Source organism: Streptomyces sp. NPDC006368 (assembly GCF_040612535.1).
Lineage (GTDB): Bacteria > Actinomycetota > Actinomycetes > Streptomycetales > Streptomycetaceae > Streptomyces.
The window spans coordinates 1-22,273 of the sequence record NZ_JBEXQK010000006.1; the positions used below are offsets into that span (position 1 = coordinate 1).

Annotated in this window: 21 protein-coding genes and 1 pseudogene; 12 read left to right on the top strand and 10 right to left on the bottom strand. The window is 71.0% G+C overall.

Annotated elements, in window-relative coordinates; genetic code table 11:
- Positions 1-50 precede the first annotated feature (50 nt).
- Positions 51-1,031: a cation diffusion facilitator family transporter gene (locus ABZZ38_RS07115; RefSeq protein WP_356736607.1), complete on the top strand. Its 981-nt coding sequence runs from the start codon at positions 51-53 to the stop codon at positions 1,029-1,031.
- A 63-nt stretch (positions 1,032-1,094) separates the two neighbouring features.
- Here ABZZ38_RS07115 and ABZZ38_RS07120 read toward each other — a convergent pair.
- Positions 1,095-1,328 (bottom strand): annotated as a pseudogene (locus tag ABZZ38_RS07120) (GNAT family N-acetyltransferase); the annotation flags it as partial.
- A gap of 90 nt (positions 1,329-1,418) precedes the next feature.
- Here ABZZ38_RS07120 and ABZZ38_RS07125 point away from each other — a divergent pair.
- Positions 1,419-2,153, top strand: a complete 735-nt coding sequence (locus ABZZ38_RS07125) for a MerR family transcriptional regulator (protein ID WP_356736609.1) — start codon at positions 1,419-1,421, stop codon at positions 2,151-2,153.
- A 25-nt stretch (positions 2,154-2,178) separates the two neighbouring features.
- Entirely contained in the window at positions 2,179-2,829 is a 651-nt protein-coding gene (locus ABZZ38_RS07130; RefSeq protein WP_356736611.1) for a gamma carbonic anhydrase family protein, read from the top strand.
- Here ABZZ38_RS07130 and ABZZ38_RS07135 read toward each other — a convergent pair.
- Genes ABZZ38_RS07135 through ABZZ38_RS07150 form a run of 4 tightly spaced genes read right to left on the bottom strand, consistent with a single transcriptional unit; the run spans position 2,819 to position 8,576 of the window.
- Positions 2,819-5,020, bottom strand: a complete 2,202-nt coding sequence (locus tag ABZZ38_RS07135) for a 3-hydroxyacyl-CoA dehydrogenase NAD-binding domain-containing protein (RefSeq protein ID WP_356736613.1) — start codon at positions 5,018-5,020, stop codon at positions 2,819-2,821. The two genes, ABZZ38_RS07130 and ABZZ38_RS07135, sit on opposite strands and share 11 nt — an antisense overlap.
- A 35-nt stretch (positions 5,021-5,055) precedes the next feature.
- Positions 5,056-6,273: an acetyl-CoA C-acetyltransferase gene (locus ABZZ38_RS07140; protein ID WP_356736615.1), complete on the bottom strand. Its 1,218-nt coding sequence runs from the start codon at positions 6,271-6,273 to the stop codon at positions 5,056-5,058.
- 3 nt (positions 6,274-6,276) lie between these two features.
- A complete protein-coding gene (locus ABZZ38_RS07145) occupies positions 6,277-7,437 on the bottom strand; it encodes an acyl-CoA dehydrogenase family protein (protein ID WP_356736617.1) in 1,161 nt (386 codons plus the stop codon).
- A complete protein-coding gene (locus tag ABZZ38_RS07150) occupies positions 7,434-8,576 on the bottom strand; it encodes a CaiB/BaiF CoA-transferase family protein (RefSeq protein ID WP_356736618.1) in 1,143 nt (380 codons plus the stop codon). Before ABZZ38_RS07150 ends, ABZZ38_RS07145 begins: the two co-directional genes overlap by 4 nt.
- 343 nt (positions 8,577-8,919) lie before the next feature.
- Here ABZZ38_RS07150 and ABZZ38_RS07155 point away from each other — a divergent pair, with 343 nt between their 5' ends.
- On the top strand, positions 8,920-10,110 hold the full coding sequence (locus ABZZ38_RS07155; RefSeq protein WP_356736619.1) for a saccharopine dehydrogenase NADP-binding domain-containing protein: 1,191 nt from the start codon (positions 8,920-8,922) through the stop codon (positions 10,108-10,110).
- A 54-nt stretch (positions 10,111-10,164) separates the two neighbouring features.
- Here ABZZ38_RS07155 and ABZZ38_RS07160 read toward each other — a convergent pair whose 3' ends face one another.
- Entirely contained in the window at positions 10,165-10,854 is a 690-nt protein-coding gene (locus ABZZ38_RS07160; RefSeq protein ID WP_356736620.1) for an endonuclease V, read from the bottom strand.
- A 128-nt stretch (positions 10,855-10,982) separates the two neighbouring features.
- Between ABZZ38_RS07160 and ABZZ38_RS07165 the strand changes: the two genes are divergently transcribed.
- A complete protein-coding gene (locus ABZZ38_RS07165) occupies positions 10,983-11,282 on the top strand; it encodes a YciI family protein (protein WP_356736621.1) in 300 nt (99 codons plus the stop codon).
- Between the two features lie 208 nt (positions 11,283-11,490).
- On the opposite strand, the gene ABZZ38_RS07170 is transcribed toward ABZZ38_RS07165, so the two are convergent.
- On the bottom strand, positions 11,491-12,579 hold the full coding sequence (locus ABZZ38_RS07170; protein ID WP_356736622.1) for an oxidoreductase: 1,089 nt from the start codon (positions 12,577-12,579) through the stop codon (positions 11,491-11,493).
- A gap of 113 nt (positions 12,580-12,692) precedes the next feature.
- Here ABZZ38_RS07170 and ABZZ38_RS07175 point away from each other — a divergent pair, with 113 nt between their 5' ends.
- From ABZZ38_RS07175 to ABZZ38_RS07205, 7 genes are all read left to right on the top strand, one after another.
- Positions 12,693-13,109, top strand: coding sequence for an SsgA family sporulation/cell division regulator (locus tag ABZZ38_RS07175; protein WP_356736623.1), 417 nt, complete (start codon positions 12,693-12,695; stop codon positions 13,107-13,109).
- A 258-nt stretch (positions 13,110-13,367) separates the two neighbouring features.
- Positions 13,368-14,999, top strand: coding sequence for an ABC-F family ATP-binding cassette domain-containing protein (locus tag ABZZ38_RS07180; RefSeq protein ID WP_356736624.1), 1,632 nt, complete (start codon positions 13,368-13,370; stop codon positions 14,997-14,999).
- 317 nt (positions 15,000-15,316) lie between these two features.
- Positions 15,317-16,291, top strand: coding sequence for an acyl-ACP desaturase (locus tag ABZZ38_RS07185; RefSeq protein WP_356736625.1), 975 nt, complete (start codon positions 15,317-15,319; stop codon positions 16,289-16,291).
- Between the two features lie 492 nt (positions 16,292-16,783).
- Positions 16,784-17,086: a hypothetical protein gene (locus ABZZ38_RS07190; protein ID WP_356736626.1), complete on the top strand. Its 303-nt coding sequence runs from the start codon at positions 16,784-16,786 to the stop codon at positions 17,084-17,086.
- Entirely contained in the window at positions 17,079-18,305 is a 1,227-nt protein-coding gene (locus ABZZ38_RS07195) for a putative T7SS-secreted protein (protein ID WP_356736627.1), read from the top strand. The genes ABZZ38_RS07190 and ABZZ38_RS07195 overlap by 8 nt, the downstream gene beginning before the upstream one ends.
- 21 nt (positions 18,306-18,326) lie before the next feature.
- The gene (locus ABZZ38_RS07200; RefSeq protein WP_356736628.1) at positions 18,327-19,010 is read left to right on the top strand and encodes a hypothetical protein; all 684 of its coding nucleotides are present in this window, start codon (positions 18,327-18,329) and stop codon (positions 19,008-19,010) included.
- A gap of 302 nt (positions 19,011-19,312) precedes the next feature.
- Entirely contained in the window at positions 19,313-19,603 is a 291-nt protein-coding gene (locus ABZZ38_RS07205) for a hypothetical protein (RefSeq protein ID WP_356736629.1), read from the top strand.
- Between the two features lie 3 nt (positions 19,604-19,606).
- Here ABZZ38_RS07205 and ABZZ38_RS07210 read toward each other — a convergent pair whose 3' ends face one another.
- The 3 genes from ABZZ38_RS07210 to ABZZ38_RS07220 all read right to left on the bottom strand — a co-directional run bounded on the left by ABZZ38_RS07210 (position 19,607) and on the right by ABZZ38_RS07220 (position 22,077).
- The gene (locus ABZZ38_RS07210; protein WP_356736630.1) at positions 19,607-19,864 is read right to left on the bottom strand and encodes a WhiB family transcriptional regulator; all 258 of its coding nucleotides are present in this window, start codon (positions 19,862-19,864) and stop codon (positions 19,607-19,609) included.
- 110 nt (positions 19,865-19,974) lie between these two features.
- Complete coding sequence (locus ABZZ38_RS07215; protein WP_356736632.1) at positions 19,975-20,751, bottom strand: VOC family protein; 777 nt, start codon at positions 20,749-20,751, stop codon at positions 19,975-19,977.
- A gap of 348 nt (positions 20,752-21,099) precedes the next feature.
- Positions 21,100-22,077: a multicopper oxidase domain-containing protein gene (locus ABZZ38_RS07220; RefSeq protein ID WP_356736634.1), complete on the bottom strand. Its 978-nt coding sequence runs from the start codon at positions 22,075-22,077 to the stop codon at positions 21,100-21,102.
- Positions 22,078-22,273 lie beyond the last annotated feature (196 nt).

A 22,273-nucleotide genomic window follows, 5' to 3' on the forward strand; every position in this document is an offset into this window, starting at 1 on the left:
TCCGATCTTCGGCAGTGGCCGCAGGGCGGTTCGGCTGCCATGGTGGGTCCATGACCGGTCATGGACACCACCACCATCACCACCACGAGCGGATCGACGCGGCGCTCGAAGGGTCGGCGGAGGGGCTGCGCACGCTCTGGTTCTCGTTCGCCGTGCTCGCCGCGACGACCGTCGTCCAGGCGGTCATCGCGGCGCTGTCGGGCTCGGTGGCCCTGCTCGGTGACACCGTCCACAACGCCACCGACGCGCTGACGGCCCTGCCGCTCGCGCTCGCGTTCGTGCTGGGGCGGCGGGCCGCCACCCGCCGCTACACCTACGGCTACGGGCGCGCCGAGGATCTGGCGGGCGTGTTCGTGGTGGTGGTGATCGCCGCTTCGGCCGCCTTCGCCGGTTACGAGGCGGTGCGGCGGCTGCTGGAGCCGCAGGAGGTCAGCCATCTGCCGGCCGTCGCGGCGGCCGGTCTCGTGGGCTTCGTGGGTAACGAGTGGGTGGCCAGGGCCCGGGTCCGGACGGGCAGGCGCATCGGGTCCGCCGCCCTGGTCGCCGACGGGCTGCATGCCCGCACGGACGGGTTCACCTCGCTCGCGGTGCTGCTGGGCGCGGGCGGCGGGGCGCTGGGGTGGTGGTGGGCCGACCCGCTGATCGGCCTGGTCATCACGGCCGCGATCCTGGTGGTGCTCCGGGGTGCCGCCCGGGAGGTCTGGCACCGGCTGATGGACGCCGTGGACCCCGCGCTGGTGGACCGCGCCGAGCATGTGCTCTCCCATGTCGAGGGCGTACGGGGCGTGGGCGCCGTCCGGATGCGGTGGCTGGGCCACGCGCTGCGTGCCGAGACGTCGGTCGTGGTGGACCCGACGCTGACGGTGGTCCAGGCGCACGCGGTGGCGGTCGCGGCGGAGCACGCCCTGCTGCACGACGTGCCCCGGTTGGCGGGCGTCACCGTGCACATCGACCACGGGCACGCGCCGGACGCGGACCCGCACCGGGCGCTGCACCACCACTTCCCCGTCCTGGGCACCCACGGCTCGTAGACGCGGCCCGGGGCGCGGCGCCCCGGCAGCCCCGGAGGGGGCCCGAGTGGCCCGGCGCGGACGTCATGGCTCGTGGACGTACGGCGTGGTCGTCGAGAGCTGCGTGAAGCCGAGGCGCGCCAGGATCGGGCGGCTCATGTCGGACGCGTCGACCCGGAGGTAGCGGTAGCCCCGTTCGGCCGCGACGCGGGCACGGCGGGCGACCAGGGCGCGGTAGAGGCCGCGGCCCCGCCACTCGGGAACGGTGCCGCCACCCCAGAGGCCGGCGAACCGCCCGCCGGGCGGCAGTTTAGTCCGGCCTTTCACATCACTGGTGAGACAGCAATACTGTTGCACCGATTGTCCCGCAGCACGACCGCCCCGCACCACCGGAAGTGAGGCCCCGCCATGGCGACCGAGACCGAGGAGCAGCAGCCGGCGCTCACCGTCGACGAGCTGGCCGCCCGGGCCGGTGTCACCGTGCGCACGATCCGGTTCTACAGCACCCGTGGACTGCTGCCGCCGCCGGTGATCGGGCCGCGGAGGGTCGGCCATTACGGGCCTGAACACCTGTTGCGGCTGGCGCTCATCGAGGAGCTGCAGCACCAGGGCATGACGCTGGCCGCGATCGAACGGTACCTGGAGCAGCTGCCGCCCGATCTGAGCGCGCACGATCTGGCCATCCACCGGGCCCTGGTGGCGACCTGGGCGCCGGATTCGGCGGAGGACGCGCCCCTGGCGGAGCTGGAGCGACGCGCCGGTCGGACGCTCAGCGAAGAGGATCTGGACCGGCTCGCCGCGATGGACGTGCTGGCCCGCACCGACGACCCGGACGTCTTCCGGGTGGACCCGGGGCTGCTGCGGCTCGGTGTGCAGCTGCTGGACGTGCCGATCGAGCACGAGACGATCCTGGCGGCGCGCACGGTGCTGGTGGAGCACACCCGTTCGGCGGCCCAGGAGCTGACGCGGCTGTTCCGGGACGAGGTGTGGGGCCCGTACCGTGAGCGGGAGGCGGATCCCGAGCACGTGGCGGCGATGAAGTCGCTCTCGGCCCATATGCAGCCGCTCGTGGTGCAGGCACTGGTCACCGCGTTCCAGCGGTCGCTCAAGGAGGAGCTGCGCGTCGCCTTCCGGGCGGAGTGAGCCGGATGGTGGCACGATGCGGGCCATGGCCATGCTGTTCCAGCACCAAGGGCTCACGCCCACGGTCGATCCCACCGCCTATGTCGCGCCGAACGCCACCCTCAGCGGCGACGTGCGGGTGGGTCCCGGCTGTCGCGTCCTGTTCGGCGCGGTCCTGACCGCCGAGGGCGGGCCCGTCGAGCTCGGCGAGGGCTGCATCGTGATGGAGAACGCGGTCCTGCGCGGCACGCGCCGGGACCCGGTGCGGCTGGGCCGGCACGTGCTCGTGGGGCCCGGTGCGTATCTCGTCGGGTGTGATGCGGCCGACGACGTGTTCCTGGCCGCCGGCTGCCGCGTCTTCAACGGCGCGCGTGTCGGTGCCCGTTCGGAGGTCCGCATCAATGCCGTGGTGCATCTGCGGACGGTCCTCGCCGAGGGGACGACCGTGCCGATCGGCTGGGTCGCCGTGGGCGATCCCGGGCAGCTGTTCCCGCCCGACGACCATGGTGAGATCTGGGCGGTGCAGCGCGAACTCGACTTCCCGGGATACGTGTTCGGACTCGCCCGGCCGGCGGACGGGGAATCGCTGATGCCGGAGATCTCCCGCCGCTACGGCCGGGCGCTCGGCCGCCACCGGGACGACCGTCGCGTGGACGACGGCCGCCCCGGTGGCGAACCGGACGGCATCAGTCGGTGAACGTCTCGCCCCGCTCCGCCTTCTCGACCAGCAGCGCCGGCGGCTGGAACCGCTCGCCGTACCGCTCGGCCAGCTCGCGGGCGCGTGCCACGAAGCCGGGCAGGCCGCCCTCGTACCCGTTGATGTACTGGAGGACGCCGCCGGTCCAGGCCGGGAAGCCGATGCCCATGATGGAGCCGATGTTGGCGTCGGCGACGGACGTCAGCACGCCCTCCTCCAGGCAGCGGACCGTGTCCAGCGCCTCCGAGAAGAGCATCCGCTCCCGCATGTCCTCGAAAGGCACGGTCCCGGAGGGAAGGGTTCCGGAGGGAACTGCGCCGTCCGCCCTGCCGAAGTGCTCCCGCAGCCCGGGCCACAGGCCGGTCCGCCCGCCCTCCGCGTCGTAGTCGTAGAAGCCCGCGCCGCCGCTGCGACCCGTGCGGCCGAACTCGTCGACCATCCGGTCGATCACCGCGTCCGCCGGGTGCTCGGGCCAGGTGCCGCCCGCTTCCTCGACGGCCCGCCGCGTCTCGTCGCGGATCCTGCGCGGGAGGGTGAGCGTCAGCTCGTCCATCAGCGACAGCACCTTCGCCGGGTAGCCGGCCTGTGCCGCCGCCTGCTCGATCGACGCGGGCTCCACGCCCTCGCCGATCATGGCGACGCCCTCGTTGATGAACTGGCCGATGACGCGTGAGGTGAAGAACCCACGCGAGTCATTGACGACGATCGGCGTCTTCCTGATCAGGCGCACCAGGTCGAAGGCGCGGGCCACGGCCTCGTCACCCGTCCGCTCACCCTTGATGATCTCGACGAGCGGCATCTTGTCCACCGGCGAGAAGAAGTGCAGGCCGATGAAGTCGGCCGGGCGCTCGACGCCCTCCGCCAGGAGGGTGATGGGCAGGGTGGAGGTGTTGGAGCACAGCAGCGCGTCCGGCGCGACGATGTCCTGGATCTCCTGGAAGACCTTGTGCTTGAGCGCCGTGTCCTCGAAGACTGCCTCGATGACGGCGTCGCAGCCCGCGAGGTCGGCCGGGTCGGCGGTCGGGGTGATCCGGGCGAGCAGTTCGTCCCGCTCGGCCTCGGTCGTACGGCCCCGGGACAGCGCCTTGTCGAGGAGCTTGGCGGAGTAGGCCTTGCCCTTCTCGGCCGCCTCGGCCGACACGTCCTTGAGGACGACCTCGATGCCGGCCCTGGCGCAGGAGTAGGCGATGCCCGCGCCCATCATCCCCGCGCCGAGGACGGCGACCTTGCGGACGGTGCGCGGTTCGATGCCCTGGGGTCGGCCGGCCCCGGAGTTGACCGCCTGGAGGTCGAAGAAGAACGCCTGGATCATGTTCTTGGCGGTCTGGCCGGTGACCAGCTCGGTGAAGTACCGCGACTCGATGGTCAGCGCGGTCTCGAAGTCGACCTGCGAGCCTTCGACGGCCGCCGCGAGGATGTTGCGCGGCGCGGGGTAGGGGGCGCCGCCCAGCTGCTTCTTCAGGTTGGCGGGGAAGGCGGGCAGGTTGGCGGCGAACTTCGGGTTGGAGGGCGTACCCCCGGGGATCCGGTAGCCGGGGAGGTCCCAGGGCTGGTGGGACTCGGGGTGCGCGTCGATGAACGCGCGTGCCTTCGCGAGCATGTCCTCGGGGGTGGTGGCCAGTTCGTGGACCAGACCGTTCTCCAGGGCTCGCCGCGGCGTGTACTGGGTGCCCTGGAGCAGCACCTTCAGCAGTGCGTCCGCGATCCCCATGAGCCGTACGGTGCGGGCGACGCCGCCGCCTCCGGGCAGCAGGCCGAGGGTGACCTCGGGCAGGCCGATCTTGGAGCCGGGCGCGTCGAGGGCGATCCGGTGGTGGCCGGCGAGCGCGATCTCGTAGCCGCCGCCGAGCGCGGCGCCGTTGATCGCGGCGACGACCGGCTTGCCGAGGGTTTCGATGCGGCGCAGGGAGCGTTTGATGCCCATGGCCGCCTCGAAGACCCGCTGGGCGTCCTCGGGACCCGCCTTGATCATGTCCTTGAGGTCTCCGCCTGCGAAGAAGGTCTTCTTGGCGGAGGTGAAGATGATGCCGCGGATGGAGTCCTTCTCGGCCTCCGCGCGGTCGGCGATCGCCGCGATGGAGTCCTTGAAGGCCTGGTTCATCGTGTTGGCCGACTGGTTGGGGTCGTCCATGACGAGGGTGACGACGCCGGTCTCGTCCTGTTCCCAGCGGATGGTGGTGCTCTCGTTCATTGCTGCTTCTCCGTAACGGGGTGCGGACGGGACGGTCAGAGACGCTCGACGACGGTGGCGATGCCCATGCCGCCGCCGACGCACAGCGTGGCGAGGCCGTAGCGCTTGTCCTGGCGCTCCAGTTCGTCGACGAGGGTGCCGAGGATCATCGCGCCGGTGGCGCCGAGGGGGTGGCCCATGGCGATGGCGCCGCCGTTGACGTTGACCTTGTCCAGGGGGAGCCCCGTGTCCTTGAGGAAGCGCAGCACGACACCGGCGAACGCCTCGTTGATCTCGACCAGGTCGATGTCGTCGATGGTCAGGCCCGCCCTGGCGAGTGCCTTGCGGGTGGCGGGCGCGGGGCCGGTGAGCATGATGGTCGGCTCGGAACCGGAGACGGCGGCGGCGACGATCCGGGCGCGGGGCGTCAGCCCGTACCGCTCGCCGACCTCCTTGTTGCCGATGGCGACGAGCGCGGCGCCGTCGACGATGCCGGAGGAGTTGCCGGCGTGGTGGACGTGGTCGATCTTCTCGATCCAGTGGTACTTCTGCAGCGCGACGGCGTCAAAACCGCCCATCTCGCCGATGCCCGCGAAGGACGGCTTGAGGGAGGCGAGCGTGTCGGCGGTGGTGCCGGGCCGCATGTGCTCGTCGTGGTCGAGGACGACGAGTCCGCTGTGGCGGTCCCTGACGGGCACGACGGACCGGTCGAAGCGGCCCTCCTTCCAGGCCGTGGCGGCCCTCTCCTGCGAGAGCGCCGCGTACTCGTCGACGTCGCGGCGGGAGTAGCCCTCGATGGTGGCGATGAGGTCGGCGCCGATGCCCTGGGGGACGAAGCCGGTCTCGAAGTTGGTCATCGGGTCGGCGAACCAGGCACCACCGTCGGAGGCCATCGGGACCCGGGACATGGACTCCACGCCGCCCGCCAGGACGAGGTCCTCCCAGCCGGAGCGGACCTTCATCGCCGCCATGTTGACGGCTTCCAGGCCGGAGGCACAGAAGCGGTTCTCCTGGACGCCGGCGACGGTGTCGGGCAGCCCTGCGGCGATGGCGGCGATCCGGGCGATGTCGGAGCCCTGATCGCCGACCGGGCCGACGACCCCGAGCACGATGTCGTCGATGGCGGCCGGGTCGAGGCCCGGGAAGCGGCCGCGGAGCTCGTGGATGAGACCCACCACCAGGTCGATCGGCTTGGTGCCGTGGAGGGCGCCGTTGGCCTTGCCGCGCCCGCGCGGGGTGCGGATCGCGTCGTACACGTACGCTTCGGTGCTCACTGGTCAGGCCTTTCGGGAGGGTTGGTCGAGCAGGGACCGGCCGACGATTTCCTTCATGATCTCGGTCGTGCCGCCGTAGATGGTCTGGATGCGGCCGTCGGTGAAGGCCCTGGCCACCGGGTACTCGGCCATGTAGCCGTATCCCCCGTGCAGCTGCAGACAGCGGTCGGCGACCCGTTTCTGGAGCTCGGTGGCCCACCACTTGGCCATCGAGGCGTGGACGGCGTCCAGTTCGCCGTTCGCGTGGTCGACGACGCAGCGGTCGAGGAAGGCGCGGGTGACGGCGCATTCGGTGGCCATCTCCGCGATCTCGAACCGGATGTGCTGGAGCTTGGAGAGCGGTCGGCCGAATGCCTCACGCTCCTTGACGTACCGGGTGGTGATCTCCAGCAGGTGCTCCGCGCCGGCGATGCCCGCGACCGCTATGGCCATCCGTTCCTGCGCGAGATTGGTCATCAGGTGGATGAAGGCGCCGTTGAGCTCGCCGAGGAGGTTGTCCTTGGGGACGCGTACGTCGTGGAAGAACAGCTCGGCGGTGTCCTGGGACTTCTGGCCGATCTTGTCGAGGTTGCGGCCCCGTTCGAAGCCTTCCGCTCCGCGTTCGACGACGAGGAGGGACAGTCCGTGCGCGCCGCCCTCCGGGGTGGTCCTGGCGACGACGACGACCAGGTCGGCGAGGATGCCGTTGGAGATGAACGTCTTGGATCCGTTGAGCAGCCAGTGGTCGCCCTTGTCCTCGGCGGTGGTGCGGATGCCCTGGAGGTCGGACCCTGCGCCCGGTTCGGTCATGGCGATGGCGGTGATGGTCTCGCCGGTGCAGAAGCCGGGGAGCCAGCGCCGCTTCTGCTCGTCGGTGGCCAGCCCGGTGAGATAGGGGCCGATGATGTCGTTGTGCAGGCCGATCGCGAACCCGGGGGTGCCCGCGCGGGTGAACTCCTCGGCGAGGACGGCGCTGTAGCGGAAGTCGGGGTTTCCGCCGCCGCCGTACTCCTCGGGGACGGCGAGGCCCAGCAGGCCCTGCCGGCCGGCCGCGAGCCACGCCTCGCGCGAGACGATGCCGTCCTTCTCCCACTGTTCGTAGTGCGGGAGGACCTCCTTGGCCAGGAAGGTGCGGACGGTCTCGCGGAACGCGTCGTGCTCGGCGCTGAAGATCCGGCGCTTCAACGGGGCCTCCTGGTCTCGGCGGTACGGATGCTCGGTACGCCCCAGTCGCGGGCGACGTCGTCGGTGTGTGCCCCCGGCCGGGCGGGCGGGCGGTGCACGGCGCCGGGGGTGGCGGAGAAGCGGGGCGCGGGTGCCGGCTGGGTGATGCCGTCGTACTCGACGAAGGTGCCGCGGGCGGCGAGGTGCGGGTGTGCGGGTGCCTCGCGCAGGGACAGGACCGGGGCGACACAGGCGTCCGAGTCCTCGAAGACGGCCGTCCATTCGGCGCGGGTCTTCTCCTTGAACCGCCGGGCCACAGCGGTGCGCAGCTCGTCCCAGCGGGCGAAGTCCTTGCGGGCGGGGACCGTGTCCTCGATGCCGAGGAGTGCGATGAACTCGTCGTAGAACCGCTGCTCCAGCGCGCCGACCGCCATGGAGTGGCCGTCGGCGGTCTCGTAGGTGCCGTAGAAGGGACAGCCGCCGTCCAGGAGGTTGGCGCCGCGCCGGTCCTGCCAGCCTCCGGCGGCCATCATGCCGTGGATCATCGTGGCGAGGTGGGCGGCCCCGTCGGTGATCGCCGCGTCGACGACCTGGCCGCCGCCGCCCTCGACGCGAGCGTGGTGGAGCGCGGCCAGGACGCCGACGACGAGGTAGAGCGAGCCGCCCGCGTAGTCGCCGACGAGGTTGGCGGGCACGGTCGGCGGCTCGTCCGGCTTGCCGATCATGGAAAGGGTGCCGGTGACGGCGATGTACCCGATGTCATGGCCGGCCCGCTGGGCGAGCGGCCCGTCCTGGCCCCAGCCGGTCATCCGCCCGTACACCAGCTTCGGGTTGCGGGCCAGACACGGCTCGGGCCCGACGCCCAGCCGCTCGGCGACACCGGGGCGGTAGCCCTCGATGAGGATGTCGGCGCGCTCGACGAGATCGAGAACCTGTTCCGGTCCGCCGTCGCCCTTGAGGTCGATGAGGACGGAGCGCTTGTTGCGGTTGGTGAGGTCGTACGCCGGGTCGATCGCCAGCCCCGCGCCGCCGGGCCGGTCGATCCGTACGACATCGGCGCCCAGGTCGGCGAGGAGCATGGCGGCGAACGGACCGGGGCCGATGCCCGCCAGCTCGACCACCCGCACCCCGGCGAGCGGGCCGTTCCCTGTCGCTGTCATCAAACCCCCAGCACGATGTGACACAACTGCTGTAACAGCAATGATGCTAAGAACGCGTTCCACCGCGCACAACCCCTGTGGACAACCGGAGCTTCCCATGTCGGCCGGGCGCCACGGGGTGCGGACACCCGGCCCGGGCGTCCGCCGACGCGCTTGTGAGTCACGGCACGGTCACGGCATGGGCGTATCGGGCCGATGCCCGCGACCGGAGCGACCTCCGATGCGGGCCACCCCGCGAGGAGCGCGGACGCCGCACGCTAGCCTCTGCCTCCGACAACAGCGCCGCACGGGCTTCCGCGTACGGGTGTGCGAGTGCGGGCTTCCTGGGACGGTGGAGGGCTGGATGGACGGACAGGACGGCAGGGAACGGGCGTATGACGTCGTACTCTTCGGGGCCACCGGCTTCGTCGGGGAGCTGACCGCCCGCTACCTGGCCGCACACGCGCCCGCGACCTGCCGGTGGGCGCTCGCCGGGCGCAGCCTGGACAAGCTGGAGCGGCTGCGTGAGCGGCTCACCGCCGTGGACCCGGCGTGCGCCGATGTGCCGCTGGTGCGGGCCGATGCCTCCGACCCGGACTCGATGCGCGCGCTGGCCGAGTCCACCCGGGTCGTGGCGACCACGGTCGGGCCCTACATCTGGTACGGCGAGCCGCTGGTGGCCGCCTGCGCCGAGGCCGGCACGGACTATGTCGACCTGTCCGGGGAGCCGGAGTTCGCGGACCTGATGTACGTCCGGCATGACGCGCGGGCCCGTGAGACGGGCGCGCGGATCGTGCACGCCTGCGGCTTCGACTCGGTGCCGCACGACCTGGGCGTGTACTTCACGGTGCGCCAACTCCCCACGGAGGTGCCGCTGCGCGTCGACGGCTTCGTGCGTACCAACGCCTTCTTCTCGGGGGGAACGTTCGCCTCCGCCCTCACCGCCATGGGACGCGGGCGCCAGATGCTGCGGGCGGCCCACGAGCGGCGGCTGCACGAGCCCCGGCTGGTGGGGCGGCGGGCGCGTGCCCCGCTGGGCGGCCCCCGCTTCAGCCGGGAGACCGGCGCGTGGGCGCTGCCCCTGCCGACGCTCGACCCGCGGATCGTGCGGCGGTCGGCGGCGGCCCTGCCCGCGTACGGGCCGGACTTCCGCTACCGGCACTACGCGGCCGTCAAGACCCTGTCGATGGCGCTGGGTGGTGCCGCGGCCTTCGGCGCGGGCGTCGCGCTGGCCCAGTTGCCCGCCGTGCGCCGGTGGTTGATGGAGACTTACGAACCGGGGCGCGGGCCGGACGCAGGGCGCCGGGCGCGCAGCTGGTTCTCGGTGCGGTTCGTCGGCGAGGGCGGCGGGCGCCGGGTGTTCACGGAGGTGTCGGGCGGCGACCCGGGCTACGACGAGACGGCGAAGATGCTCGCCGAGTCGGCGCTGTGCCTCGCTTTCGACCCCCTGCCGAAGACCGCCGGCCAGGTCACCACGGCCGTCGCGATGGGCGACGCGCTCCTGGAGCGGCTGCGGGCGGGCGGCATCGTCTTCCGGGTGGCCGACGCGCGCTGAGCCCTCGCCGGGGACGTACGGGCAGCAGCAGCGCGCGGACGGATCGGTGGCCCGTCACGCCGTCGCCTCTTTGAGGGCGCGCCGGCACAGCGCGTCGGCGTGGCGGGTGGTCTCGGGGATGCGGTAACGAGGGGCCAGGTGGAGGGTGTGGGCGCAGGCGGCGTCGAGCGTGACGCGGTGGCCGGCCGAGACGAAGACCGGCTTGACGCCGTCCTGGGTGCGCAGCGCCCGGCCGACCTCCTCGCCGTCCGCGAGCAGCGGGCTGGACGCGCCGCGCTCCGGGGCCGGCTGCTCGTAGGTGAAGGTGAACGGGTTCTTGGCGACACCGAGCACGGGCAGGCCGGTGAGGACGCCGAGGTGGCTCGCCAGCCCGAACCGGCGCGGATGGGCCTGGCCGTAGCCGTCGCACACCACCACCCCCGGGGCGGAGGTCAGGGCGTCCAGGGCCGCCAGGACGGCCGGGATCTCGCGGAAGGCCAGCAGGCCGGGGACGTACGGGAAGGACACCCGCCCGACAGCGGTGGCCTCCTCGACGACGGTGAGTGTCCGGGCGTCCAGGACGACGGCCGCGGCGGCGACGAGGTCACGTTCGTCGTCGTAGGCGACGTCGACGCCGGTGACCAGGCCGGTGCCGGGGGGCGGGCCCGGCTCGTCGAGGATGACGCGGTTCCGCAGCTGGTCCTGGACGGCCCGTGCCCCGGTCTCGTCGGCCGGCCAGTCGGCGGGCGTTTCGATGATCGTCATAGTGACGTCACCTTACGACCGCCGCGCGGGACGGCGTCGGGGCCGGGGGTTGCCGGGCTGGGGCCGGGGGTTGCCGGGCGAGGACCGGGACGCGGGGACTGTCAGTGGCGGCCGGTAGCCTGGCGCGCATGTTCGTACTGGAATTGACCTACACCGGGCCCGTCGAGCGCGCCGACGCGCTGATGGAGGCCCATGTCGCCTGGCTCGACGAGCACTACGCGTCGGGAGTCTTCATCGCCTCCGGGCGCAAGAACCCGCGCGACGGTGGCGTGATCCTCGCCGTCGGTGACGACCGCGCGCGGATCGAGAAGATCACGGAGGCCGATCCGTTCGTCACCGGCGGGGTGTGCGCGTACCGCGTCACCGAGTTCACGGCGACGAAGACCGCGCCCGAGCTCGCCGCGTACCGCCAGCAGCCGCTCGCCTGAGTACCGCCGGACGGCGCGGTCCGGGCGCGGCCCTCGTCCGAGGAGCCGCACCATGCACCGGCGCGGCACCCGTCATGGGCACCCTCGCCGGTCACCGTGCCCGCCCCCGTACGCCCGGCCGCCCTGTCTGCCGCCGGTCGTCCAGGCGGCGGGTCCGGCTCGACGTCGCCCCGGCGGCCGGGCCCCGACGTCATCGGCGTTCTCCACGTCAGTGCTCCAGCCGTGCCACCCGCCCCTTCTCGCCCGAGGCCCAGCATCCGAAGTCGGGCGCGCAGCCGACGGTGTCGTACGAACCGGAGTCGACCGTCCGCCACGTACGCCCGCCGTCCGTCGTCAGGTCCGTGCCGGTCGGACCGACGGCGAGGGCCGCGAACCCGCTGTGCGGCAGCCAGGCCACTCCCGAGCGGTACGCGGGCGGCGGGGTGTACGCCTGCCGCCAGCCGCGCCCGCCGTCACGGCTGACCGCGGCGGCCCGCGGTGACGACTGTCCCGTCCGGTAGTCGCCGCCGACCGCGATGCCGTGCGTGCGATCGCGGAAGGCGAGCGCGAAGACACCCCGCGCGGGGTCGCCGGCCGGGAGGGTCGAGTCGGCGACGGTCCAGGTCACGCCCCGGTCCGCGGAGTGAAGCACACGCGCGGTGGCGCCGCCGCCGGTGGCCAGCCAGACGTCCTTCGGCCCGGAGCCGACCAGGCACTGGCCGCTCGCCGCGAAACCCGCCTCACCGGGCAGCGCGGCCGGCATGCCGGCACTCGGCAGCACGTGCCATGACCGGCCGCCGTCCCGGGTGGAGAGAATGCGGAAGGCTCCGTCGACCGGGTCGCTCATGGCGAGGCCGTACCGGCTGTCGAGGAAGGTGACGCAGTCGTAGAAGGCCCGGGGGTCGGTGTTGCGGAACGTCTCGGTCCAGGTGGCCCCGCCGTCCTCGGTACGGAAGATCCTGGACGCCTCGCCCTCGCCGATGGCCAGCACCACGGCGCGGCGGGTGTCGAACGCCTCGACATCGCGGAACTCCAGACCCTCCGCCGCCGGCGGCGACACGTCGCGCCAACTGCGTCCGCCGTCCACCGTGCGCAGCACCGTGCCCTCGGAGCCGGCCACCCACGCGCCGGTGCGGCTGACCGCCGCGAGGCCCCGGAACCGCACCTCCGTGCCCGTCTCCTTCAGCTGCCAGGCGGGAGCACCGGTGGGCTCGGCCGCCGCGTGAGCGGGCGGCCCGGTAAACGCTGCCGCCAGCGCCACACCACTCAACCCGAGCGCCAGGGCCACCGTTCGTCTCGTCTTCCCCATGGACGTCATGGCGCCGGACGGTGACACAGGTCACCCCACCCGTCAATGCACGCCCTGGCCGAAAACATCGTCCTTACCGGTGTAAGAGACGTACCCCCAAGCCGCGCGTGAGGGAGCAGGCCTTGTCCACCGTCATCGAGCAGGCCGTGCGGGCCCGCCTGGTCGCGTCCGCGCCCCGCATGGAATCCGTCCCGGCGACCCTGCGCTACGACCGCCGGGATCCCTTCGCCGTACAGATGGCCTTCCCGGCCCAGGCGGCCCTGGAGGGCGTCGAGGTGGCCTGGGCGTTCTCGCGGGAGCTGCTCACGGCGGGCATGGACGAGCCGGCCGGCGTCGGCGACGTGCGCGTACGCCCCTTCGGCTACGACCGTACGGTGGTGGAGTTCCACGCCCCGGAGGGCGTCGCGATGGTGCACGTACGCACGTCCGAGGTGCGCCGCTTCCTCCAGCGCGCCCAGCACCTCGTACCGGCCGGCTGCGAGCACCGGTTCCTGGACCTCGACCGGGATCTGGCCGAACTGCTGCGCGACGCCCGCTGAACCGGGCGTCACGGGAAAACCCGTTGCCCTCCAAAGCGGTCCTGGCGTAGCTTCCTCGGCGGCCCTTGTTGTCGTCGATCGGAGAAGGACGTTGCTCGTCTGAGGTCTTGAGACACCGTGCCGCATCACCGCGTTCGGCGGTGTGCGCACTGATGTGTGCGACCTCGGCGTACGAGCCGTCCCGCGACAGCAACCGCCACCGCCCGCGGTGTCTCACCCGTTGCCCCTTGCCGTTTCTCACGCAACAGGGAGACCCGTATGTCTACCTTCCCCACCTTCATCACCTGCACCGACCTGTCCTTCTCGTGGCCCGACGGCACCGAGGTACTGGACGGCTTCCAGCTGGCCGTCGGCCCCGGCAGGACCGGCCTGATCGGCCTCAACGGCTCGGGCAAGTCGACCCTGCTCAAGCTGATCGCCGGAGAGCTCACCCCGGCCGACGGCACCGTGCGCGTCGCCGGTGAGGTCGGTTACCTCCCGCAGAACGCCGCGCTCGACACCGCGCTCCGCGTCGACCAGGCCCTGGGCATCGCGCGCACACGCGCCGCGCTGCACGCCATCGAGGCGGGGGACGCGAGCGAGGAGCACTTCACCGCCATCGGTGACGACTGGGACGTCGAGGAGCGCGCCCACGCCACGCTCGACCAGCTCGGGCTCGGCCACATCGGCCTCGACCGCACCATCGGCGAGGTGTCGGGCGGTGAATGCGTGCTGCTGCGGCTGGCCGCCCTGCTGCTGGCCCGTCCCGAGGTGCTGCTGCTCGACGAACCGACGAACAACCTCGACCTGTACGCGCGCCGCCGCCTGTACGCCGCCGTCGAGTCCTGGCCCGGCGTCCTGGTCGTGGTCAGCCACGACCGTGAATTGCTGGAACTGGTCGACCGGATCGCCGACCTGCGCGACGGGGAGGTGACCTGGTACGGCGGCGCCTACTCGGCGTACGAGGAAGCGGTCGCCACCGAGCAGGAGGCCGCCGAGCGCATGGTGCGCGTTGCCGAGGCCGACGTACAGCGTCAGAAGCGCGAACTGGCCGACGCGCACGTGAAGCTGGCGCGGCGCAAGCGGTACGGGCAGAAGATGTACGACAGCAAGCGCGAGCCGCGGGTCGTGATGAACGCGCGCAAACGGGCGGCCCAGGAGTCGGCCGGAAAGCACCGCATCATGCACACCCAGAAGCTCACCGAGGCGAAAGAACGGCTGGACGAGGCGGTGGAGGCCGTACGGGACGACGACGAGATCCGTGTCGAGCTGCCGCACACCACCGTCCCGCCGGGCCGGGGCGTGCTGCTGTTGCGGGACCTGGAGCTGCGGTACGGGGCACGGGTCGGCGGCGAGCTGGAGCTGCGCGGTCCGGAGCGGATCGCGCTCGTCGGGCGCAACGGCGCCGGCAAGACGACGCTGCTGCGCACGATCGCCGGGGACCTGGAGCCGGTGGCGGGTGAGGCGGTGGCGCACGTTCCGCTGCGTTTCCTGCCGCAGCGGCTGGACGTCCTCGACGACGACCTCAGCGTCGTGGAGAACGTCGCACGGTTCGCCCCCGACGCCACCAACAACCGTGTCCGGGCCCGGCTGGCGCGGTTCCTCTTCAAGGGCGCGCGGGCCGATCAGCCCGCCGGGACGCTGTCGGGAGGCGAGAGGTTCCGGGCGGCACTCGCCGCTCTGCTGCTGGCCGAGCCGGCGCCGCAGCTGCTGATGCTGGACGAGCCGACGAACAACCTCGACGTGGCGAGCGTACGGAAACTGACGGAGGCGCTGGACGCGTACGAGGGTGCGCTGATCGTGGCGAGCCACGATGTGCCGTTCCTGGAGTCGATCGGCATCACGCGGTGGCTGCTGCTGGACGGCGAGCTGCGCCCGACGACGGCGGAGGAGGTCCTGGCCGATCTCTAGCGGACGGCGGCGCCGGCGCCCCACGTCCGGCGCCGGCCGGCGAATCCGCGAAGTCCGCGGGCCCATCGAGTGGCGGAGTGGTTCGCGGATCCGGGGTATACGCCCATCGTGGTGGACCTGAGCGCGTTCCGAGAGGGCCGAGAGGCGCGTGAGATGCCTCTCTGGCCTCCGCCGCGACCTGCGCGCATAACGGAACGTAACCCCCCATCCACCGACCCGGGCTTGGCTCGGGCTTACGACGCGCTTAACCTACGGTCTCGTAACCTACGAAGCCGTAGGTACATCACGTCCCCAGCCCCGTCCCCAGGAGCATCCGTATGACCCTCACCTCTCCCCACCTCGGCAGTTCGGACGCGTGGACCGACGCCCGGCTGCTGTACGCCTTGGAAGAGGTGGTCGAGAAGGAGCTCAACCGCCATCTCAAGGTCGTCAAGGACTGGATGCCGCACGAGTACGTGCCGTGGTCCGACGCCCGTAACTTCCCCGGCCTCTTCGAGGACGGCGAGGCGTGGGAGCCGCAGCAGTCCAAGGTCACCGACATCGGCAAGATCGCCCTCGTGGTGAACCTCCTCACCGAGGACAACCTCCCCAGCTACCACCACGAGATCGCCACCCTCTTCGGCCGGGACGGCGCGTGGGGCACCTGGGTGCACCGCTGGACCGCCGAGGAGGGCCGCCACGGCATCGTGATGCGCGACTACCTGCTCGCCTCGCGCGCGGTGGACCCGGACAAGCTGGAACAGTTCCGGATGGTCCACATGAGCGAGGGCTTCGAGTCTGACAACCGGCACTCGATGCTGCACTCGGTCGCGTACGTCGCCTTCCAGGAGCTGGCGACCCGCATCTCGCACCGCAACACCGGCCACCAGTCGGGTGACCCGGTCTGCGACCGGATGCTGGCGCGCATCGCCACCGACGAGAACCTCCACATGGTGTTCTACCGGAACCTGCTGGGCGCGGCCTTCGAGCTCGCGCCGGACCTCACCATGCAGGCGGTGCGGGACGTGGTCGTCAACTTCCGGATGCCCGGACACGGCATGCCGGGCTTCGAGCGGGCGGCCGCGCAGATGGCGATCGGCGAGATCTACAACCTGCGCATCCACCACGACGACGTGCTGCAGCCGGTGCTGCGCTTCCTGAAGGTGCTGGAGATCGACGGCCTCGGCCCGGAGGGCCTGAAGGCCCAGGAGGAGCTCGGCCTGTACATGGGCGGCCTCGACGCGGAGGCGAGCAAGTTCGACGAGAAGCTCGCGGCGCGCAAGGCCCGGCTGGCGGCGCGCGCGGGCGACTGACGCGCCCGTTCCTGAGGACGACCCCGGTGGCCGGCGCCCCCTGCTCGTCGCGCACGAGCGGGTCGCTCGGACGCGGGCGGCGCCGCCGGGGCCTGGAGTGCTCATCGGTGATCCATCCGGTGTCGTAGTGGTCCGGCTCGCCGGGCGGGCGGATCATGAGTGGTGCGGTGCGGTGCGAGGTCGGGCAGCTGCCCGGCCTCGCCCGTTTCTCGGTCCGGTTCCCGGTCGACTACGAGGGTGACGGCGCGGGCGCCGGGAAGCCGGGCTGCGTAGGCCGAGGGCCTGGGGGAACCGGCTAGTAACGAGGGGCTCAGCGCCATCGCGGAGCGTCATCAGGGCCGGTCCGCTCCGACCCGCGACCGAATGCGGCCGGCTCGTTATCGCCGAATGCGCACCGATCCCGCCCCACGCGCAAGTGATCAGAACGATCACCACCCGGGAGAGGTACGGCGTTTTCCGTGCTTTGCCGGGGATCTGCCAGGGTGGTCCGCCATGGACCCTGATCTCCGCGTGGAATCCGACCGGTTGGGCCGCTTCTCCCGTGCGCTGGGCGAATCGATGACGTCCCTCACGGAGGCCAGACGCGCGCTGGAACACGTCCGGGCCGACCAGCTCGGCACACGCGAACTGGACGAGGCGTGCGACGGTTTCCAGGACCGCTGGAAGTACGGGGCGGAACAGCTGGGCGACCGGATCAAAGCCATCCACGACGGGGTGCGACTGAGCCACGCGGGGTACGTGCAGCTGGGTCGCGCGATCGAGTCGGCGTTCCGGGTGGTGGAGCAGCGTGGCTGACACCACGTTCCCCCACCTGGGCTGGGACCCGGCACCGGGCAGCCCCACGGAGATCGCCGCGCTCCGGACGAGGCTGGCGTCCTCGGCGACCGCCCTCGGCACCGCCCACCGCCTGGTCGACCAGCTTCTGACCGAGAGCTCCTACTGGAAGGGCGAGGCCGCGGACGCCTTCCGCGAGGCCCTGGACGGCGACCTGCCGCGCTACCTGCGCAACGCGCACCGTTCCCTGACCAAGGCCGCGGGCCGCCTGGGCGCGTGGCACGACGCTCTGGTGGACTACCAGGCGACGGCGCGCCGCTACGAAACCCAGGCGGGGCTCTGCGCGAAGCGGCTGCGCGCCGCGGAGTCGTCGTACGCGTCGACCACGGCCCGCGCCGACGCCTCGGCGTCCGCCCTCACCTCGGCGGCGGACGCCCTCACCGAAGCCCGCGACGCCCTGGCCCATGTCCGCCGCCTCGCCCGCGAACTGGAGGAGACCCACCGCACAGAGGCGAGCGGCATCGCGAAGGCCCTCAACGAGGCGACGGACAAACTGGCCCCGAAGGAACCGGGGGCGCTGAGCAAGGCGCTCAAGTGGATCGAGGAGGACCTGGGAGACGTGTTGTCAGACGTATCCGCGATCCTGGGGTTCGTAAGCCTCGTAATCGGAGTCGCCTTTCCGCCGGTCGGCCTCGCTGTCATGATCTTGGCCACCGGAGCGAGCATGGGCGCCCTTGCACTGCACCTAGCGGACAGCAAGGTCCGCACCTCACTGAGGGACGGCTTCACCAAAGGTAAGTTCGATGCCGATTTCTGGAATAACGCCGTCACACTCACGGGCGACACGCTTGGATCCGTCCCGGGTGTAGCTGCCTTGGCGCAAGGAGCCAAGTCGGTTCGTGCCGCTTCCACCATCACCGGTTCCGCGACGCTCGCGGATTTGGGAGCTGGTGCACGGGAGTTGGCCAGCGCCTCAAAAAGCTCCCTCGATGAACTGCGCCAGGTCGAGAATCCCCTGTCCGCGTGGGCGCTTCAAGAAGCACATCCAGCTGTCAGAAGCGGCGTGAAGTACGGCGTTCCCGCGACAGGCGCCGTGACCGCCGGCAGCCACTACACATCACTCAACGATGACGACACGTTCTCGAACTCGACTACCGCAGTCGATGGCACCCGTGCCGTAATCGACGACGCTCCGACATCAGCAGCAAGGGTCGCCCATGTGTGGGCATCGCTCTCATGATGACAGCCGCAGGGAGGCTTAATGGACTCAAACGACAGCACCCCACCAGTCTGGTTCCGGTTGCCACCTGGATTCCACTCCTTCCAGAACGTCTCGCAGGAGGCGCTGACACGCATCGTCTCCGAATGCGTTCTGCCGCTGCTCGAGGGAACTCCTGAGGCGGACAGTTTGCTCGGCGATACGCAAGTGCTGGCGGGGGCCGTGGACACTCTCCTCGGCAAAGGGTGCGCCTATCTCGCTCTCGGCCTGCACCCGGATGACGCGGAGGGGGCATGTGCCTCACTCTTCTCGCTGTCCACCATCCGCACAGCAGGCCCCTCCCCGACGGTGGCCGCTGCGCGTGCGGGAATCACACTCGCCAAATCCCCTCTCTGGGAGGCCAAGCGCTCCACAACTCTTGCGCTGCCTACCGGCGTTTCGGCAGCCATGGTCGCTGGGATCTTCACCCCGCCGCTCACGGAGGCACAGAGTACCCGTCCCTCACCGGCATCAACCAAGGTGTTTCAGGCTCGGCTCGCAATGCCGTATCCCTGTGGCTCTCACGTCATTGTCGCCGACTTGACCAGCGCTGCTACCCACTACGCCGACGCGTACACGGACATCCTTGAAGCCGTTGCCCACACGTTCTCATTCACGGCCCCCGCACCGGTTTCCGAATTCACGGGAACAGCGCCCACCTCACGCATCCTGGAGTTCCTCACGTGACGTCGGACTCGACTTCGGCACATCTACTGAAGAGGGCATACGATCACGCGCCATCAAGACGAGGCCATGCTCACCTCGTGACCAAGCGCCGGCTTTGGTTCTGCTTCGTAATCCTTCTGACGATGGCATCCTGCTACGCCTGTGTCGTGTCGAGGTCCATTGGCCTCACCATCTTGTGCGCGCTCTTCTACCCCTTTGTGCTACCTCTCACGTTCATCGCGCTTCGACGTACCGGGCGAGTCAAGCAGATCCTGCGCACCTATCCCTGGCGCGCATATCCGTGCTCGTATCCTCCGCGGTCAATGGAACAGTCGGCTGTGATCCGGATCCGCTTCAGCGAGCACTACGCACCAGTCCTGCGCATCACGCCCTTCTCCGTGGAACTCGCCCGCAAGCAAAACCCTCAACCCGGCATGATCTGGTTCGCCGGGGATCCCCGCTTCGGGGGTGTCGTGTCGCCCGTCGGAGGGCACTTCCCCGTGCGCGTCGTGCCCGAGGAACTGGGCGGCAACGTGCCGGACGGGGGGCCCGAGGAGGACGTGCTCGCGGAGCGGGCCGACCTCGTCAAGGGCGGGAAGGTGCGGCGGACGTGAGCCTCAGCGGCTGCCCCGCTTCAGATCGTGCCGTTCCTGCTCCGAGAGGCCGCCCCAGACGCCGAACCTTTCGTCGTGCGTGAGGGCGTATTCCAGGCACGCCTCACGACCCTCGCACGCCGCGCAGAGGCGCTTTGCCTCGCGGGTGGAGGAGCCCGGGTCCGGGAAGAAGAAGTCCGGGCTCGTCTGGGCGCAGAGGGCGGTCTCCTGCCAGGAGAGCTCTCGGTCGGTCGCGGTCAGGACGTGGGTGTTGATCGGCATGCCGAACACACTGCCCGCGCCGGATAAATGAGACGTCAACGAACGATCAACGTACTGTTCGTCGATCGCTCCTCGTAAGCATGGGCCTCCTCGATGTGATCGGCAAGGGGTCAGCCCTCCGTCGGCGCGGCGCTCGTGATGACCGCGAAGCGGGCGCCGTACGGGTCGGTGAGCTGGGCGATGCGGCCGATGCCGGTGAGGTTGGCCGGGGGGAAGGGGACCGTTCCGCCGAGTTGTTCGGTGCGGGTCGCCGTCGCGTCCGTGTCCGGGACCTCGAAGTAGGGCAGCCAGTGCGCGTCCGGGGCGTGCGGTACGGCTCCTCCGAAGGAGGCGTCGCTGCGGCCGGCCGGGGTGAGCAGAAGGTACGCGCCGGCGCCTCCGGGCAGCGGCACGGAGGCCGACTCGATGCCGAGGAGGGAGCCGTAGAAGGCCATGGCGGCGGGCACGTCCGGCGTGTGGAGCTCCGTCCAGCACAGCGTGCCCGGTTCGTTGAGCACGTCGAGGCCCTGGTAGGTGCCGGGTTGCCAGACGGCGAAGCCGGCACCGGCGGGATCGGTGAAGACGGCCATCCGGCCGAAGTCGAAGACGTCCACCGGTTCGACCCGGACGGTGCCGCCGCCCACCCGTACCGCCCGCGCGGTGGCGTCGGCGTCGGGTGTGCGGAAATGGATGGTCCACGCCGGGGGCCAGTCGCCGGACGGGGTCGTCATGGTTCCCGCGACGGTCCTGTCGTCCAGCCGGAACACGCCGAAGCCCTCGCGCTCCGGCCCGGCGGATTCGAGCCGCCAGCCGAACAGGGTGCCGTAGAAGGATTCCGCTCCCTCGATGTCGGGCGTGCCGAGGTCGAGCCAGTTCGGGGCTCCGTTGAGGAGATGGGTGCTCAGCATGGTCCCGAGTCTGCGGCCGGCACCGGACGGCCGCACCAGGACAGCCCGCACCACGGGCGGCCTGTGGGTGGGGCACGTGGGCGAAGGCATCCACTCGGGTGATCCGCTCCAGCGGCGCGGGCCCACGCCGCTGGAGCGGCACCGGGGACGGCCTGTGGGAGCACTCACCCACTGCCGTCTGACGTCGTCCGTGACCGGAGCCCCTCGCGCACGGGCGGCTCCTCCGCGCGGATGGGACCGTTCCTTCCGGCACCGGAGGGTCTGCCGTGGGTCACGCCTGTACCCGCGGCATGAGGGAAAGGGCTGGGAGGTGCTCGGCGCGCCGGCTGCTGACCGTACGGCGTCGCGTCAGTGCGTGTGCGGCTCCGCCGGATGGTGCGGTTCGTAGCCCGGGATCGTGCCGTCCGGTTTGGCCACCAGGAACAGGCCGGCCATCCCCATGTCCGAGTGGCTCTGGACGTGGCAGTGGTACATCCAGGCGCCGGCGCCGACGAGTTCGCCCGCGATGATCTGGAAGCCGAAGGAGTCGGCCGGTCCGGTGATCTTGTTGTCGATGACGGGGCTGGGGTCGTCCGGGCCGGTCAGCATGCCGGTGCGGTTGTCCGCCCAGCGGTGACCGTGCATATGGAAGGTGTGGTAGTACTCGCCGTGCGTGATCATGATGATCTCGACGCGCTGGCCCACGGTGGCCTGGAAGTTCGGGCTCTGGTGCCCCGGCCTGTTGTTGATCGTCATGTCGTTGAAGACGATCGTGAACTGCTTGTCGGGCAGGATGTCACCCTGTCGCCGGACGACGACCGGGCCGTAGAGGCCCTTGCGGATGCCACCGGTGCCGTGGTCGGTGCCGACGACATGGTCGTGGTAGTGCCAGTAGCCCGCGCTGCCGGCCCGCCAGGTGCCGTCCTTGCGGCGGCCCGGGGTGTGGGTGCGCCAGGTGTACGTGCGGGTGCCGCCGGGTTCGACATGGCTGCGGTTCAGCTTCGTGCCGTCGCTGGCGGTGTCGTAGTCGACGCCGTGGACGTGGAGGCTGGCGGGGACGTCCATGGTGTTCTCGAACTCGATGTGAAGGGTGTCCCCTTCGTTCAGCTCGATCAGCGGCCCGGGGATCGTGGCCTTGCCCTTCTCCAGGCCGTAGCCCATCTGGCCGTCCGCCAGCCTCTCCGCGTACAGCTTGAGATGGCGCACCTGACCGCCCGCCGGGGCGGTCCTCGGGGTCGTCTCGGCCGAGACCGCGTCCGGCGCGGACACCAGGGATAACGATGTCAGGCCGGTCGTCGCAGCCGCGCCCGATGCCAGGAGACGCCGGTTGAAGCTCCGTCTGTCCATGCCGAACTCCCCAGTGAGGTGCGGAGACTGACGGGACGCAGGAGACCCGTCCCCGGGAACGGCCACACCGTAGCCGGGGCAGATTCGTTTTTCCACAGCCGGGACAAAGTTCGCACGATTGATGTCAGGCTATTGGCGTGTCGCGGAAAGAGGTCTAGCTTCATCGTCGTTTGCTGTGACCACAGAGGGGTGGGAA